Source organism: Paenibacillus favisporus (genome assembly GCF_040545415.1).
Lineage (GTDB): Bacteria > Bacillota > Bacilli > Paenibacillales > Paenibacillaceae > Paenibacillus_AQ > Paenibacillus_AQ favisporus.
Genome location: NZ_JBEPLV010000006.1, coordinates 487227 through 501694, shown reverse-complemented (window position 1 = coordinate 501694; position 14468 = coordinate 487227). Strand labels below are relative to the sequence as shown.

Here is a 14468-nt window from a genome sequence, read left to right as displayed (position 1 = left end):
ATGGCGCTTCGAAGCGGATACACGCCCCATTCGCTACCGCTGATCCCACCCTCTATGGACCGGCAGCCGCGCTCTCGGCCAATCCCATCGGCGCTGTGCCCGCCGGCTCCGCAGGAAACGTCAGGGTGACCGTCGTGCCCATCCCGGGAACGCTGTCGATGGCAAGGCCGTACGTCGGCCCGTAATACAGCTTCATCCGGTCGTTGACGTTCTTCACGCCGGTTCCCCCGTTCTCGGCCGACAGCAGCTTGGCGGCCTGGACAGGGGTCATACCGACGCCGTTATCCGTTACGCTCAGCGTCAGGATGCCCTCCTGCCGGCGCGACGCAATGACGATCCGCGGAGTTTCCTCAGCCTCCGGATGGGTGAATCCATGCTTGATTGCGTTCTCCACGATCGGCTGCAGCACGAAGTGAATGATTTTCAAATCCGCCGTATCTTCATCCACTTGAAATTCCACGTCAAAGTCCCCGTCATTCATGACGAGCTGCAGGTCCAGGTACGCCCGGATATGCTCGATTTCGTTCGCGACCGTCGCCATATCCCTGCCCCCGTTCAGGGTCGTCCGGTAGAACTTGGCCAGCGTCGATACCATGTACCCGGTTTCCAGATCACGCTTCTTTTTGGCCCGCCAGTGTATAAAAGACAGCGTGTTGTACAGAAAGTGGGGATTGATCTGATTAATCAGCCGCTGGTATTCACTCTGCTGCCTGGCGATTTCCGCCTGATACACCTGGTGAATCAGACTGTTGATGCGCCCCAGCATCCTGCCGATGCCGTTCGTCAGTTCCCCAAACTCATCCCGGGAGGAGCTCTGGATGACCACGTCCAGGTTGTTCTGCTCCACCTTGTCCACTTTGTTTTTGAGGTGGATGATCCGCCTCGTGAAGTTGTTCGACACGATATAGATCAGGAAAAAGGCGACGAGCAGGCTTAATCCAATGACGAGCAGGGTGATTTTGAAAAACGTCAGCGCGTTGACATACGCATTCGCATTGGAGAGGTAATAATGGATCGTCCAGCCGTTGCTTTTCAGTGTCCGGTCGAGCCGGGTCGCCCCTTGCGCGGGCGGGTCCGCCTTCTGTTCACGGAAGATCGGCTGGTGCTGCGGACCCTCGATCTGTACGGTAATATGATCCGACAGCTTGTCCATATCCGAGAAAATGCTGTCGTAATTGACCGAGATCACCATGTAGTTGCTGTCCTTCAAATTGCTGATCAGCTCCTGCACCAGGTAGACGTGACTGCCGTCCACCACCCAATGCCTGCCCCGGTACCCGTCGAACCACGGCTTTTGCTTCAAATCGCTGAGCGGCAAAATGTTGTCGCGGATGCCGAGCAAATCCCCGGACGTATAGAACGTAATGCCTTCGATATTGTCGTCCATCGTTTTCGTATTGGAAATGAGCGGGTCCATAATATCCCGAAAATCGAGGAACATCTCGAAGTAGTTGCCCGCATAGTTCCGGGTGAATAATTTCGAAAAATCACGGTTCAGCACGATAAATTCGCTCAGCGTGTTGTAGCGGTTGATTTTATAATCGAGAATGTTCGCCACTTGGTCCAGACTGGCCGCAGCTTCGCTCTTCAGCTCCTTCATTTGGATGCGGTAGGACTGGATAAAAGCGAGAACGCCTAGCAGCAGAATAGGAATCAGCGCAATAAAAAGGTGGGACAGCAGCAGCTTGTTGCGGAACCGGATATCATTGAACCTGCTCTTGATCCAGTGAAGCATGGACATTCCCGCTCTCTCTATACTGTAATGGGCTCACGCCGTAGTTGGTTTTGAACAGCCGGCAAAAATAAGAGGTGTTGTCGATGCCGACAAACGCCGCGATGTCGTTAATTTTCATATTGGAGTTCAGCAGCAGATGGCCTGCCTTGCGGAGGCGGAGGTCGGTCAAATATTTGGAAAAGTTCATCCCGGTTTCTTTCTTGAACAAAATGCTCAAGTATCCTGGGGACAGGTACACCTCATTAGCCACCTCCGTCAGGGACAGGTCGCGCTGAAAATGGTCCTTCACGAACTCCTTCACCTGGCGGATCACCTTCGATTCCTCCGATTCCACCTCCGGCTCGCCGGCATGGGGGCGAATATGCGTAATCTCCTCCATCACCTCCAAAAATTCCTCGGTCACAAGCGGCTTGAGCAGATAGTTGACGACGCCCAGCTTAATGGCAGTTTTCGCGTATTCGAATTCGTCGTATCCACTGCAGATGACGATTTTGAGGTTGTCCTGCGTTTTTTTCGCCAGCCTGCCGAGCTCGAGGCCGCTCATCAGCGGCATTTTGACATCGGTAATCAGAATATCGATCGGGTGACGGTTCAAAATGGTTTCGGCCGCGCGGCCATTGTCGGCTTCGAGCACGTGGAACGGAAACCGGTATTCCGATATCAAATCCTTGATGCCCTCTCGTTGAACATGCTCATCGTCTACTACAAGAACATTAAACATCGTACGGACTCGTCTCCTTATGAACTAATGATATGCAGGGATAGAACTTTAGGGGCAAGCGGCTGCTGCGCTTTAACGATGCAAACGGTGGAAGTGATTGATATATTAGGTATGTCTGCTTTTATTGCATTATATCATATGAAGTGAAAGTGCTTTCAATAATTTGTTCACTCATAGGGTAAGGATGGCCGGCGGTTAAACAAAAAAAAGAGCACCGGCTTCATCGCCAGCGCCCGTAACCTGTACATTCGGGAAAGTTTCTCCGAAATGGCTGCAGGTCACTTTTTCGAGAAATATCGCTTAAATATCGCTTTATCGATCAACGACTCATCCACTTTCCGTTCGTGAAATCCGGAATCGCCACCGGATGACCGCCGAGCGCAATCGACTCCTCGGACAGAGCCGATATGCTCATCCATGCTGCCATATCGTACACGTCAAGCGGCGTATCCGTGCCGTTCTTCACGCATTCGATAAATTCGGAGTAGACCAGCCAGTCCATGCCGCCGTGGCCCCCCTTTACGCCTTCGCTGATGAATTTCTTCCAGATCGGATGCTCATACTGCTCACGGAAGGAATCGGCGTTGCCCCATTGGTTTTTCCAGTCAAAGTGGTGCTCGTCATGCTGTCCATCGATGTAAATGGAATGGTTCTCCTCCACATACATCCCCTTCGTGCCCCGGACCGTAAACCCTCTGGAGTAGTAGCGGGGAAGCGTCGTGTCGAGCGTGATCGTGATCGTTTCGCCATGGGCGCACTTGATAACGGTAGTAACGATATCGCCCTGCATAAACTCGGTCTGGGCAAGCGCCGAATCGGCGCCTCTCTCCCGGACAACGTATTCATGCATGCCTTTGGCCTTGGAGGACATGGAGACGAGGGATACCATCCGGTTGCCGTGGTTGATGCCCAGGATCTGAGCAATGGGTCCGAGCTCATGCGTCGGGTAGTTTTCACAGTTGCGGTGAATATAGTTGTTCAGGCGGTAATGCCGGTTTTCGATGCCGTAGGCAATTTCTTCGCGCAGATCGTGATGGTAGCCGCCGGCGCAGTGAACGATGTCGCCGAATACGCCCTGCTTGACCATGTTCAGCACCATCAGTTCTTCGCGTCCGTAGCAGCAGTTCTCCATAATCATGCAGGGTACGCCGGTGCGCTCGTACGTCTCTACCAGCTTCCAGCACTCCTGCACCGAATAGGCGCCGCCGACTTCGCTGGCCACGTAGATCCCGGCTTCCATGCATGCCGTTGCAATATGAATATGGTCCGCCCAGGATGCGCCGATCACAACGGCGTCCAGCCCTGGGAGGGCCACAACTTCCTGATATTTGGTCGTTACCAGCGGTCTGGCGGTTCCTGTCTCCTGGACATAGCCCGCCGCCTCCTCGCAGCGGTCTTCATACAGGTCGCAAACCGCGACAACCTCGACATCTTCCATATGCAGGATGATTCCTCTCAGCAGCCCCATGCCGCGTGCGCCGAGACCGATCATTCCAACACGCACCTTCTCCTTCACCCTCGATCACTCCTCCAAATATTTGGTTGTTTTGGCTGTGAACAATGCAGTCCATCTTTGGCTGTTTTATGGACTATACAAGCATAGTTCTCTATAAAAAGGGTTATTCCTTCTCCAAATTTTTCGTGTTTTTTGGATAACGAGTGTAAGGGAACCGGAAGACCTATTCCTCCCCCGGATCCAGCTTGGCCAGCCGCTCTTTATGTCTAAGAGGACTATATTGGGCCAAGTCCATAAAAAAAGACCAAAGCCATCGGTTCGGCTGTGGCCTTGGTCTCACAAGTTCATTTGTGGTTACTTCACTGCTGACGGTTCGGTCTTCTTCAGATAGGCGCGCCAGGTAATGCACCACTGCCGCGGATCGTCCAGGGACGATTCGTCGTTGCGGTGAACCGTGCTGGCATGAGGAGCCGTCCGGACCATCTCGGGATTCGTGTACGCTTCATTTGAAATATGCTCCAGCGCCTGGATGTACTCGTCCAGATCTTCCTTGGAGTACGATTCGGTCGGCTCGAGCGTAAACGGCTGCGGCACGATGTACGGATGATGGGACGTCCAGTAATGCAGGCCGAAGTCGCACATCCGCCGCGTAATATCTTCGGTCGTGACGCCGGTCTCGTCGGTCAGCTGCTTCCAGCTGTAGCGGACCTGCTCCAGGCGTCGGCCCTTGATGTATGGCGCGCTTGCCCCGCGGATCTGGAGGATTTTGTGGTACAGATAGTTATTGTTCAGCACAGCGGTCTGCGCCACATCCTTCAGCCCTTCCGCGCCGAGGCTGAGAATCCACGCGTAGGCGCGGAGCACCGTCTGGGCGACGCCGTGGAAGCTGCGGACCTTGCCGATGCTGCTGCCGCCCTGTTCCCGCAGGACATAGCTCCCGTCCGCCGCCTGATCCACCAGCGGTCCCGGCAGAAACGGCTTCAGCGCGTCCGTCACGCCGAGCGCGCCGGTGGCCGGTCCGCCGCACATATGCGGCGCGGCAAACGTCTTGTGCAGGTTGAAGAAGCACATGTCAAAGCCCGCTTCCTTCGCGCGGGTAATGCCGAGCAGGCCGTTGGCATTGGCCTGGTCGTAGTAGCAGACCCCGCCGGCGGCATGCACCACGTCCGTAAACTCGCGGATCCGGTGGTTATAAATGCCGGTGTCTTCCGGGTTCGCCACGACGAAGCCGGCGGTCCGTTCAGAGACCGCAGCTTTCAGCTTCTCCAGGTCCGGGAATCCGTCCTTGTCCGGATGAAGGGTGATGATTTTGTAGCCTTTGACGGCAGCGGTCGCGGCCTGGGACGGGTGGGAGAAGATCGTCGTGATGATCTCGTCACGCTTCTCCCCCTCCCCGCGCGAGTCATGGTAAGCCCGCACGATGGAAGCCATGGCCAGCAGCGCCTGGGTGCCGCTGCTCGGCTGAAAGCTAAAGGCGTCCATGCCGGAAATCTCCCGCATCGCAAGGTCCAGGCTGTAGTAGATTTCCAGCATGCCCTGTACCGAGCTCACATCCTGGAGCGGATGGAGCTCGGTCATATGGGGGCTGCGGATCAGCATTTCGTTGATCCGCGGGATATATTTCATCGTGCAGGTGCCCTGCCCGATTTCGACGTTCAAATCCGAGCCCAGCGTCTCCTGGGAGAGGCGCAGGTAATGGCGCAGCACCTTGGCCTGGCCGATCTCCGGCAGGGCAGGCGCCTGGCTCCGGCGCATGTTCGCCGGAATGGCGTCCTGCACGCCGCCGGCTTCCGCTGCAACGGCCGGTTCGGCCTGCGGCGGGATGACGCCCCGCTCTCCCGCGCGGTGCAGTTCAAAGATGACCGGCTCATCCCATTTGGCTTGGTGGAACTGGCGGACCTTCCGGTCCCTGACAATCCGTTTCATGGCGTCTGCTCCTCTCCTGATGCTCCGGCCGCCGCGGAGCCTGTGCCCACGATGGCGCGGACGGCTCCGGCCAGGCGGTCCAGGTCGGCCTGGGTATGAATTTCCGTGACGCAGTACAGGGCGCACTGCCCCCACTCGGGATAGCTTGCCGACAAATCCTTGCCGCCGAAAATCCCTTCGTCCAGCAGCCGGCGGTTGATGTCGGCCACGGTGCGTCCCGTACCGTTGAAATCGACGACGAACTCCTTGAAGAACGGCGTGCCGCCAAAGCGCAGGGATACACCTGGAATGCCGGACAGCTGGTTGGCAGCATATTTCGCCTTCTGGACGATCGTTCCCCCCACTTCCTGCATGCCGTTTGGTCCCATCAGGGCCAAGTAGACGCCAGCCGTAATGCCCCACAAGGCGGTTTGCGTGCCGACGGATTCTTTGCCCTTCTCCCGCAGCGCAAACGAGGTGCGCTCGTATGCAACGTCGCCGAATCCGTACTCGCCCTCCACTTCCGTCGGAACGATGCCGAACAGCCGGGACGGGTATTCCATGACGAATTTCTCTTCATCGCGGGTTGCGATAAATCCGGCCTGTCCCCCGCCGTAGTTCATATGCATGCCGAGCGGCTGCAAGTCCCCGCAGACGATATCCGCGCCGTAACGGGCCGGCGGCTCCAGCACGCCGAGGGAGATCGGGTCCACCCCGACGATCGACAATGCCTGAGCGGCATGGGCGAGGCGGGATATGTCCGCTCCCTGGTCCTCGATGATGCCGAGATACCCGGGATTCTCGAAATAGACGGCGGCGGTGTCCCCGTCCAGCTTGGATTCCAGATCGGCCAGGTCCATTTTCCCGGTGGCCGGGTCGATCTCCACCATGCGGATGTCCATGACCGGCGTGCAGTAATTACGGATGATGGCGACCTTATCCGGATCTACCGAGCGCGGAATCAGGGCGGTGCGCCGCCCGGTGATGCGGCCGGCCATGCGGATCGCCGTGGACGCCGCCTGCGCCCAGTCAAAGGTCGGAACGTTGACGACGTCCATATCCACCAGCTCGGCCAGCAGGCTCTGATACTCAAACAGCGCCTGGAAGCGGCCGTGATCCTCATAGGGCTCGCCGGCATAAGCCGTCACGAATTCGGAGCGCTGGTTAATTTCGTCGCAAACCGCCGGAATAAAATGCTGCCAGCAGCCTGCCCCCAAAAAATTCAGGTAATCCGCGCCGTGCTTGTTCTTGGCGAGTATGCCTTCGATATGCCGGCGCAGCTCATATTCGTTCATGGCCGGCGGAAGGTCCATCTCCCGCTTCAGCTTCAGATGATCGGGAATGGCGTCATGCAGCTGGTCCATGGACGTCAGTCCGATTTCCCGCAGCATGGCGTCCCGGACTTCCGGGACGGTATTCGGTATATAAGGATGGGCATACATTCTGTGTTCTGCCAAAGTTAACGCCTCCGTTCTGTACAGAATGAACTAAAGAAATGATGGGATTGTAGTATAGGGTTGAAAAAATCAGAACGTGCTTCGTGTCAGGCGATCCCGCCGCCGTCGACGACGAGCACGCTGCCCGTGACCCAGGCGGACAGGTCGCTCGCGAGAAACAGCACCGCGTTCGCGATATCGCGCGGCGTGCCGAGCCTCTCGAGCGGGCGTCCCCCGGCGGAGGCGACAAGGAACGCCGCCTCGTCCTGCTGCAGCTGCTTGGCTTCGTCCCGAAGCAGCGGCGTGTCCGTATCGCCCGGCGATACGCAGTTGACGCGGATGTTTGCCGGCCCATGGTCGATCGCCATCGCCCGCGTCAGGTTCACGACGCCGGCCTTGGCGGCGCAGTAGGCCGCGGCACGGTCCCCGCCCTTAAGGCCCCAGCCGGAGCCCGTATTGATAATGCTGCCTCCGCCGCTCCGCTCCATCACCGGAATGACGTACTTCGAGAGGAGGTAGACGCCTTTGAGGGACACGTTGAGCACCAGGTCCCAATCCCGCTCCTCGAGCTCGGTCACGCTTTGGCGGCGGATCACGCCCGCATTGTTGAACAGAATGTGGATGCCTCCCAAATCAGCGGCGATCTCCGCCGCGGTCCGTTCGCAGTCCGCGGCCGAGGTGACGTCGCAGCGGCGGAAGGTGGCCAAGCCTCCTTCGGCCCGGATGCCTGCGGCTGCCGACTCCCCAGCCGCCTCATTGATATCGATCAGCACGGCGTGAGCGCCGAAGCCCGCCAGGAGCTCGGCGGTAGCCAGGCCGATGCCGGATGCTCCTCCGGTCACGACCGCCACTTTCCCCGACAAGTTCAAAACGTCCTGTGTATTAAGCATCCTCGTTCTCCTCCTTAAGTGGGTATCGTGCGGCCTCCCCAGCCATCTGCCGGCTCAGCCGCTCCGGCACCTGGTCCTCCGCCAAATACGGCTGCAGCAGCATCCGGAACCGGAACGGTTCGGGCTTCACCGCATGCTCCGGCGCCTGCGCCGGACCGCAGCTGTTGCTGCCGAGCCCGTTCTGCCGGTAGTCCAGGTTCAGCGTAATGTAGTCGCGCGGCTTAAGTTCAGTCATGTGCTGCGCCTGCTCGAGATCCTGATCCGTGTACCGCCTTGCGCTGAACTCCAGTACGGGCGAGCCCGCCGCAAGCAGCCCCAGCCCCGCGCTGTCCGCCATCGAGACCCAGCGCACATCGGTGCGGTTGCCGTTCTCCTGCGGATACACGTACGGCGTAAACAGGCCGTCCACCGTGCTCCGGTACACGCCGATGCGACCGGCTTCCTTGCTGTCCGAGTAGCTCTCCCCGGGACCGCGGCCGTACCAGGCCACCCGTTCACAATCCCCCGGAAGCTGCAGCTGCAGCCCGATCTTCGGCAGCATGGACGGCGGCGTGCCGATCGGCGATCCGGCTACGTCCATGATGATAAGCCCGTCCGCCGTCACCGTGTACGACGTCTCGCAGCGGAAGCCCCAGTCGTATACCGGCGGCGCGATCCGCGAGGACCAGGCCAGCCGGACCGCGTCCGCGCCAAGCCGCTCCCAGCGGAAACCGTCCACCCGCTCGGTCAGCCGGTTCAGGTGCGCCTTCCGCCAGTCCGCCAGCACATACATATCGTTGTCGATCGGCGCGCGCCAAAAGTTCAGCCGCGGTCCGTGCCAGATCAGCTCTTTGCCGTTCATCCGGAGCGAAGTGATGCCGGGTTCAAGCCTGCTCGCTTCCAAGTGGAATCGGTCGCTTGCCAGGATCAGCGCATGCCCTCGTTCCTGAACAGACAGGTCCCGGCGCAGGCTCGCAGCCTCAGCGGACCGGGCTGCTTGATGCCGCGACGCCTCTGCCGGAGCCACATCAGGCAGCGCCAGCTGCGTCCAGGCGACTTCATGCCCCTGCTCCGCCCAGCTGCAGTCAGCCGCCAGCGTGAAGCCGACGTTCAGCCACCGCTCCGTCCCGGCTTCCAGACCGCTTTCCGGACGGTCCCACGCAAAGGGGAGCGCAAGCTCCGCCGATTCCCCCGGCCCCACGGCCGGAAGGGTCAGCACACCGCTGCGCAGGGTACGGCCGTCGGCCGTCACGCTGTAATCCGCCTGAAGATGTTCAAGCGTCATAAAGTCATACTTGTTCGTGATGCGGATGCGGCCTGCTTCCGCCCACTCCACACGAACCGGCTCAATGACTTTCTTGTATTCGATCAATCCAGGCGACGGCGTGCGGTCGGGGAAGATCAGACCGTCAAGACAAAAGTTCCCGTTGTTCGGCACGTCGCCGTAGTCGCCGCCGTAGGCGTAATCGTCACGCCCGTCGGCCGTGCGTCTGCGCAGACCGTGATCGATCCATTCCCAGACGAAGCCTCCCTGCAAGCGTGGGAACTTCTCGAAGGTATCGAAATACGCCGTAAGCCCGCCGGGTCCGTTGCCCATCGCATGGGCGAACTCGCACAGAATATGCGGCTTCGGATGGTCCATCAGCTTCCCGAAGCCCTCCATCTTCTCCACGGAGGAATACATGGTGCTGACGATGTCGCATACTTCCGCTTCCCGGTCTTCTTCATAATGCACGAGGCGCGTCGGATCGTTCGCCTTACACCACTCGGACATGGCGCGGAAGTTGCAGCCAAAGCCCGACTCGTTGCCGAGCGACCAGAAGATGACAGAAGGATGGTTGTGGTCGCGCTCGACCATGCGCCGGACGCGGTCGACATAAGCTTCCGTCCAGGCGGGATCGTCGCTGAGGCGCGAAATGTACCCGAGCGGCTCAAACCCGTGCGTCTCCAGATCCGTCTCCTCCATCACGTACAGCCCGTATTCGTCACAAAGTTCATAGAACCGCGGATCGTTCGGATAATGGGCCGTTCTGACGGCGTTGATATTGTTGCGCTTCATCATCAGGATGTCTTCCCGCATCGTGGACAAAGTCACGGTTCTGCCGGTATCCGGGTGATGGTCGTGCCGATTGATTCCTTTGAGCAGGATCGCCTTACCATTTACGAGGAATCTGCCGTCCTTCACTTCCACCTGCCGGAATCCCACCCGCTGCGCAATGATCTCGGTCTGATTCCCGCGCGCGTCCGTTACCATGATCAGTAAATGGTACAGTGCAGGATGTTCTGCGCTCCACAAAGCCGGATGAGCAACGGGCAGGCGGACATCCAAGGTACTGGAGCCATTTGGCACTGCTTCATTAGCAGAGGCAGCTTCCTGCCCCTCAGGGTCAAGCAGCCGCAGCGCGACGCCTCCGTCCAGTTCAACCCCTTCCAGGTCAAGCCGAACGTTCAGCACCCCCTGCTCAAACTTTGCGTCCAGCTCGGTAACCACCTTATAATCGGCGACGCGGATCGAGGCGGGCTCGGCGATCAGGTAGACGTCCCTGAAGATGCCGCTCAGCCACCACATGTCCTGGTCCTCCAGGTAACTGCCATCCGACCACTGATATACGCGGACGGCGAGACGGTTGACCCCCGGCTGTAAATAAGGCGTAAGGTCAAACTCCGAGGTCAGCCGGCTTCCCTGGCTGTAACCGACGAACGATCCGTTCAGCCACACATGAAAGGCGCTGTCCACGCCGTCGAATTTGACGGTAATCCGTCTTCCCTGCCAATAGGGCGGCAGCTCGAATTCCCGGACGTAGCTGCCCGTTGGATTGTCATTGGGTACCCGGGGCGGATCCACCGGAAACGGGTAGTCCAGGTCCGTATAATGCGGACTGCCGTACCCCTGCAGCTGCCAGTGTCCCGGCACCCGAATATCCGCCCAGTCCCAGCCGGTCAGCGCTTCTTCCCGAAAGTCGTCCGGCGCCAGCTCCGGCCTGGATGCATAATGAAATTTCCAAATGCCGTTCAGCGATTGAAACCAGGGCGAGCTTCCGCGGTCGCCGCTCAAGGCCCCTTCGACGTCCGCATAAGGAACGAAATAGGCTCTGCCTTTCATCCGGTTCTTTTCCAGCACGGCGAGATCGTCCCAATCCCGGGGGATGTTCGTGTTGTGCATGCTTTCCCTTCCTTTCTCTCTGGCTGCATCTCCTCACTTGTTCGAAAGAGGCGTCAACCTTTGATGCCCGTGCTCGCAATGCCGCCGACGATATAGCGTTGTGCGAAGAAAAAGATGGCGAGCGGCGGAATGGAGATCAGGCAGGTGATGGCCATAATCGACTGCATATCGACGCCGTACATGCCCTTGAACTGCGACAGGCCCAGCGTCAGCGTGTATTTGGTCTGGTCGTTCAGAAAAATGAGCGGTCCGAGGTAATCGTTCCAGCAGTTCATCATCTGGAACACCGCCACCAGGATAAGCGACGGCCCCATCAAAGGCACGATCACCCGCATCAGCACGGTAAGCTTGCCGGCCCCATCGATCGTGGCAGCTTCATCTAATTCCCGCGGTAATGTCATGATGAATTGTCGCAGCAAAAAGATAAAGTATGCAGAGCCGAACCAGGACGGAACGATCAGCGGCTTGAGCGTGTTGATCCACCCCAAATAATTGAACTCCATATACTGCGGGATCATCGTCACTTCCCACGGAATCATCATCGTCGCCAGCACGATCAGAAACAGCAGGTTCCGTCCCTTGAATTCGAACCGGGCGAAGCCGTAGGCCACAAGCGTACAGGATACCAGCTGGCCGATGGTGGATAGCAACGTGACGATCAGCGTGTTTTTCAAAAACAGGTTAAAGGGCTGTATATTCCAGGCATCCGCAAAGTTGCTGAATCGGAAGACGGATGGAATCCATTTGGGCGGAAACAGGTACAGCTCCTGCGGAGACTTGAGCGCTGTCGTAATGGCCCAGAACAATGGCGCGATAAAGAGCAGGGACAAGACGATCAGCGCAAGATAGCTCAGCGTCTTTTTCATCCTACCCGTCCTCCTTTCGCCGGCTTCGGCTTCTTCTGCGGTCCGCGCTTCATTTCGCCTTCATAAAACACCCACGCTTCCGACGACTTGAACACCAGGAACGTCAGCGTCAGCACGATCAGGAACATGAACCAGGCGTTGGCGGCAGAGTAGCCCATTTTGAAATATTTAAATGCGTTCTCATACATGTACATCGCGTAAAAATACGTCGCCTTCATCGGTCCCCCGCCCGTCAGGAGCAGCGCCAGCGTCAGCTGCTGGAACGCCGCGATAATCGACGTGATCAGGTTGAACAGAATCGTCGGGGTGATCATCGGAACCGTGACGCTGACAAACTGCCGAAGCTTGCCTGCGCCGTCGATGGAGGCCGATTCGTAGAGATCCTTCGGGATGCCTTTGAGCCCCGCCAGAAAAATGAGCATCATCGAGCCCTGTCCCCATAAGCTGGCGACGACCATGGCGACCAGCGACCATTTGGTGTCGTTCAGCCAATCCGGCCCCTGAATCCCGAAGATCGACAGGAAGTAGTTCAGGATGCCGTAATCGCCGCTGTACACCCAGGACCAGATCATGGCCAGTGCCACACCCGAAATAACGGACGGGAGGTAGAACGCCGTGCGGAAAATCGCGCTGCCCCGAACCTTCTGGTTGAGCAGCATCGCAAGCCCGAGGGCGACAATGATGTTCAGCGGCACGAACAGCACGGCGAATTTCAGCGTCACCATCAGCGATTTCCAGAACAGCGGATCGTCGGTGAACATTTCCACGTAGTTGCCAAGCCCGATAAACGTCACTTTGCCGACAATCGGCCAGTCAAAGAACGAAATGACGAGCGAAAACAGCAGCGGTCCCAGCGTGAAAACCAGAAAGCCGAATATCCACGGAAAAATGAAGAGGTAGGGGGCAGCCCCACCCCGTCTGCGTTTCTTCAAGGCCTTGAGGGCGGCTGACTGTTCCCGTGCCGGGTGGAGGTAGGTTTGAGCCATCTCAAAAACCTTCTTTCTTCAGGTATTATTTCATGTAGCGCTCGCTGTCCTTTACGGCCTGGTTCAGCACATCCTGGGCATTGCTGCCGTGCATGACCGATTCCACTGCGGCGGAGAGCTGCCGGTTAACCTCATTCCACTTCGGATTCAGCAGGAACGCCGGGGTGTTGTCCGAACGCTCCAGCATCGTATAGTACGGCTTGTAGAGCGGATCCTGGTCCTTTTTCAGCTCGGTCACGACGCTTTGACGCACCGGAAGGTCGGCAACCCGCATTTTGATTGACGCATCGGATACGTAGAACTTGATGAACTCCCAGGCCAGATCCTTCTGCTTGGAATCCTTCGCGATCGACAGCGCCGATTCAGCCAGTACGCCTTTGACCGGTTTGCCCGGGAAGGCCGGCATTTCAACTGTGCCTACATCGACCCCTGCCTGACGGAACGACTCCAGCGGCCAGATGCCGCTTTCCCACATAGCGATTTTGCCTGCCTTGAAAATGTCGTCGCCGCTCTGCTGCCCCTTACCGCCGGTCAGCACGGCCGAGCCGTTCTTCACCATGTCGCCGAACATCTGGATCGCCTCTGCGGTTTCCTTGCTGTTCATGTAACCGTCGATCGTCTTGCCGTCAGGAGAAATGAACGAGCTCCCGTTGCTCCATACGAACCCCTGCAGATCGTAAGTGTCGTTCTCCGCGCGGACGCCGAAGCCGTACTGCTTCTTGGATTTGTCCGTCAGCTTTCCGGCCATCTCCTGGAATTCGGGCCAGGTCCAGCCGTCCTTCGGATACGGCACGCCCGCCTCATCAAACAGCTTCTTGTTGTAATACACCACCCGCGTCGTAAAGCCCGCCGGAATGCCGTACAGGGCACCGTCGATTTTGCCGTAATTAAACAGGCCCTTGTAGAAGTCGTCAATATTTAAATCCTTGTCTTTGTCCGCATAGCTGTCCAGCGGCTCCAGCGACTGGTGGTATGTCGGAAAATCCCACATGTACATGACGTCGGGCGGATTGGCGGCGCCAAAGCCCGCAGCGAGCTTCTGATCAAAGCCGTCCGCGTATGCCTCCACCTGCACCTTCGTGCCCGGATGGCTCTCTTCGAACTTCTTGGCGATGTCCTGCTCAATTTTGAGCGCATCCCCCGTATCCCAGGTGGCAAAGCGCAGCGTCTTCTCCGATCCGGAGCCGCCGCCCTGGCCGGCCGTTTCGGCCTTGCCCCCGCTGCCGCCGCAGGCCGACAGTGACATCATCAGCGCCGCTGCAAGAACGATAAGTGAAACCTGTTTTTTCATATTGTCAGCTCCTCTCGCGAATGAGGCATCTCATATTTGA

At 58.2% G+C, this 14468-nt stretch carries 10 protein-coding genes; all 10 read right to left on the bottom strand.

Translation table 11 applies throughout. The annotated features are described in order from the left end of the window. Nucleotides 1-52: 52 nt before the first annotated feature. The gene (locus ABID47_RS26175; RefSeq protein ID WP_354501164.1) at nt 53-1735 is read right to left on the bottom strand and encodes a sensor histidine kinase; all 1683 of its coding nucleotides are present in this window, start codon (nt 1733-1735) and stop codon (nt 53-55) included. Next, a complete protein-coding gene (locus ABID47_RS26170) occupies nt 1704-2456 on the bottom strand; it encodes a response regulator transcription factor (RefSeq protein ID WP_116233912.1) in 753 nt (250 codons plus the stop codon). The genes ABID47_RS26175 and ABID47_RS26170 overlap by 32 nt, the downstream gene beginning before the upstream one ends. 319 nt (nt 2457-2775) lie before the next feature. After that, nucleotides 2776-3972, bottom strand: a complete 1197-nt coding sequence (locus ABID47_RS26165; protein ID WP_116233911.1) for a Gfo/Idh/MocA family protein — start codon at nt 3970-3972, stop codon at nt 2776-2778. Between the two features lie 294 nt (nt 3973-4266). Next, a complete protein-coding gene (gcvPB, locus tag ABID47_RS26160) occupies nt 4267-5838 on the bottom strand; it encodes an aminomethyl-transferring glycine dehydrogenase subunit GcvPB (RefSeq protein WP_354501161.1) in 1572 nt (523 codons plus the stop codon). Further along, nucleotides 5835-7259, bottom strand: coding sequence for an aminomethyl-transferring glycine dehydrogenase subunit GcvPA (gcvPA, locus tag ABID47_RS26155; RefSeq protein ID WP_354501239.1), 1425 nt, complete (start codon nt 7257-7259; stop codon nt 5835-5837). Before gcvPA ends, gcvPB begins: the two co-directional genes overlap by 4 nt. A gap of 101 nt (nt 7260-7360) precedes the next feature. Next, the gene (locus ABID47_RS26150; protein WP_354501159.1) at nt 7361-8143 is read right to left on the bottom strand and encodes an SDR family NAD(P)-dependent oxidoreductase; all 783 of its coding nucleotides are present in this window, start codon (nt 8141-8143) and stop codon (nt 7361-7363) included. Then, the gene (gene lacZ, locus ABID47_RS26145) at nt 8136-11285 is read right to left on the bottom strand and encodes a beta-galactosidase, LacZ type (RefSeq protein ID WP_354501157.1); all 3150 of its coding nucleotides are present in this window, start codon (nt 11283-11285) and stop codon (nt 8136-8138) included. Before lacZ ends, ABID47_RS26150 begins: the two co-directional genes overlap by 8 nt. Before the next feature lie 53 nt (nt 11286-11338). Continuing rightward, on the bottom strand, nt 11339-12151 hold the full coding sequence (locus ABID47_RS26140) for a carbohydrate ABC transporter permease (protein ID WP_354501155.1): 813 nt from the start codon (nt 12149-12151) through the stop codon (nt 11339-11341). Beyond that, complete coding sequence (locus ABID47_RS26135; protein ID WP_076175657.1) at nt 12148-13137, bottom strand: carbohydrate ABC transporter permease; 990 nt, start codon at nt 13135-13137, stop codon at nt 12148-12150. The genes ABID47_RS26140 and ABID47_RS26135 overlap by 4 nt, the downstream gene beginning before the upstream one ends. Nucleotides 13138-13162: 25 nt before the next feature. Further along, entirely contained in the window at nt 13163-14428 is a 1266-nt protein-coding gene (locus tag ABID47_RS26130; protein ID WP_116233906.1) for an ABC transporter substrate-binding protein, read from the bottom strand. Between the last annotated feature and the right edge of the window lie 40 nt (nt 14429-14468).

Excerpts from the sequence above, each read along its gene's own strand:
- gcvPA (WP_354501239.1), bottom strand. The coding sequence starts at position 7,259 with ATGTATGCCCATCCTTATATACCGAATACCGTCCCGGAAGTCCGGGAC.
- gcvPB (WP_354501161.1), bottom strand. The coding sequence starts at position 5,838 with ATGAAACGGATTGTCAGGGACCGGAAGGTCCGCCAGTTCCACCAAGCC.
- lacZ (WP_354501157.1), bottom strand. The coding sequence starts at position 11,285 with ATGCACAACACGAACATCCCCCGGGATTGGGACGATCTCGCCGTGCTG.
- ABID47_RS26170 (WP_116233912.1), bottom strand. The coding sequence starts at position 2,456 with ATGTTTAATGTTCTTGTAGTAGACGATGAGCATGTTCAACGAGAGGGC.
- ABID47_RS26135 (WP_076175657.1), bottom strand. The coding sequence starts at position 13,137 with ATGGCTCAAACCTACCTCCACCCGGCACGGGAACAGTCAGCCGCCCTC.
- ABID47_RS26140 (WP_354501155.1), bottom strand. The coding sequence starts at position 12,151 with ATGAAAAAGACGCTGAGCTATCTTGCGCTGATCGTCTTGTCCCTGCTC.
- ABID47_RS26150 (WP_354501159.1), bottom strand. The coding sequence starts at position 8,143 with ATGCTTAATACACAGGACGTTTTGAACTTGTCGGGGAAAGTGGCGGTC.
- ABID47_RS26175 (WP_354501164.1), bottom strand. The coding sequence starts at position 1,735 with ATGCTTCACTGGATCAAGAGCAGGTTCAATGATATCCGGTTCCGCAAC.
- ABID47_RS26130 (WP_116233906.1), bottom strand. The coding sequence starts at position 14,428 with ATGAAAAAACAGGTTTCACTTATCGTTCTTGCAGCGGCGCTGATGATG.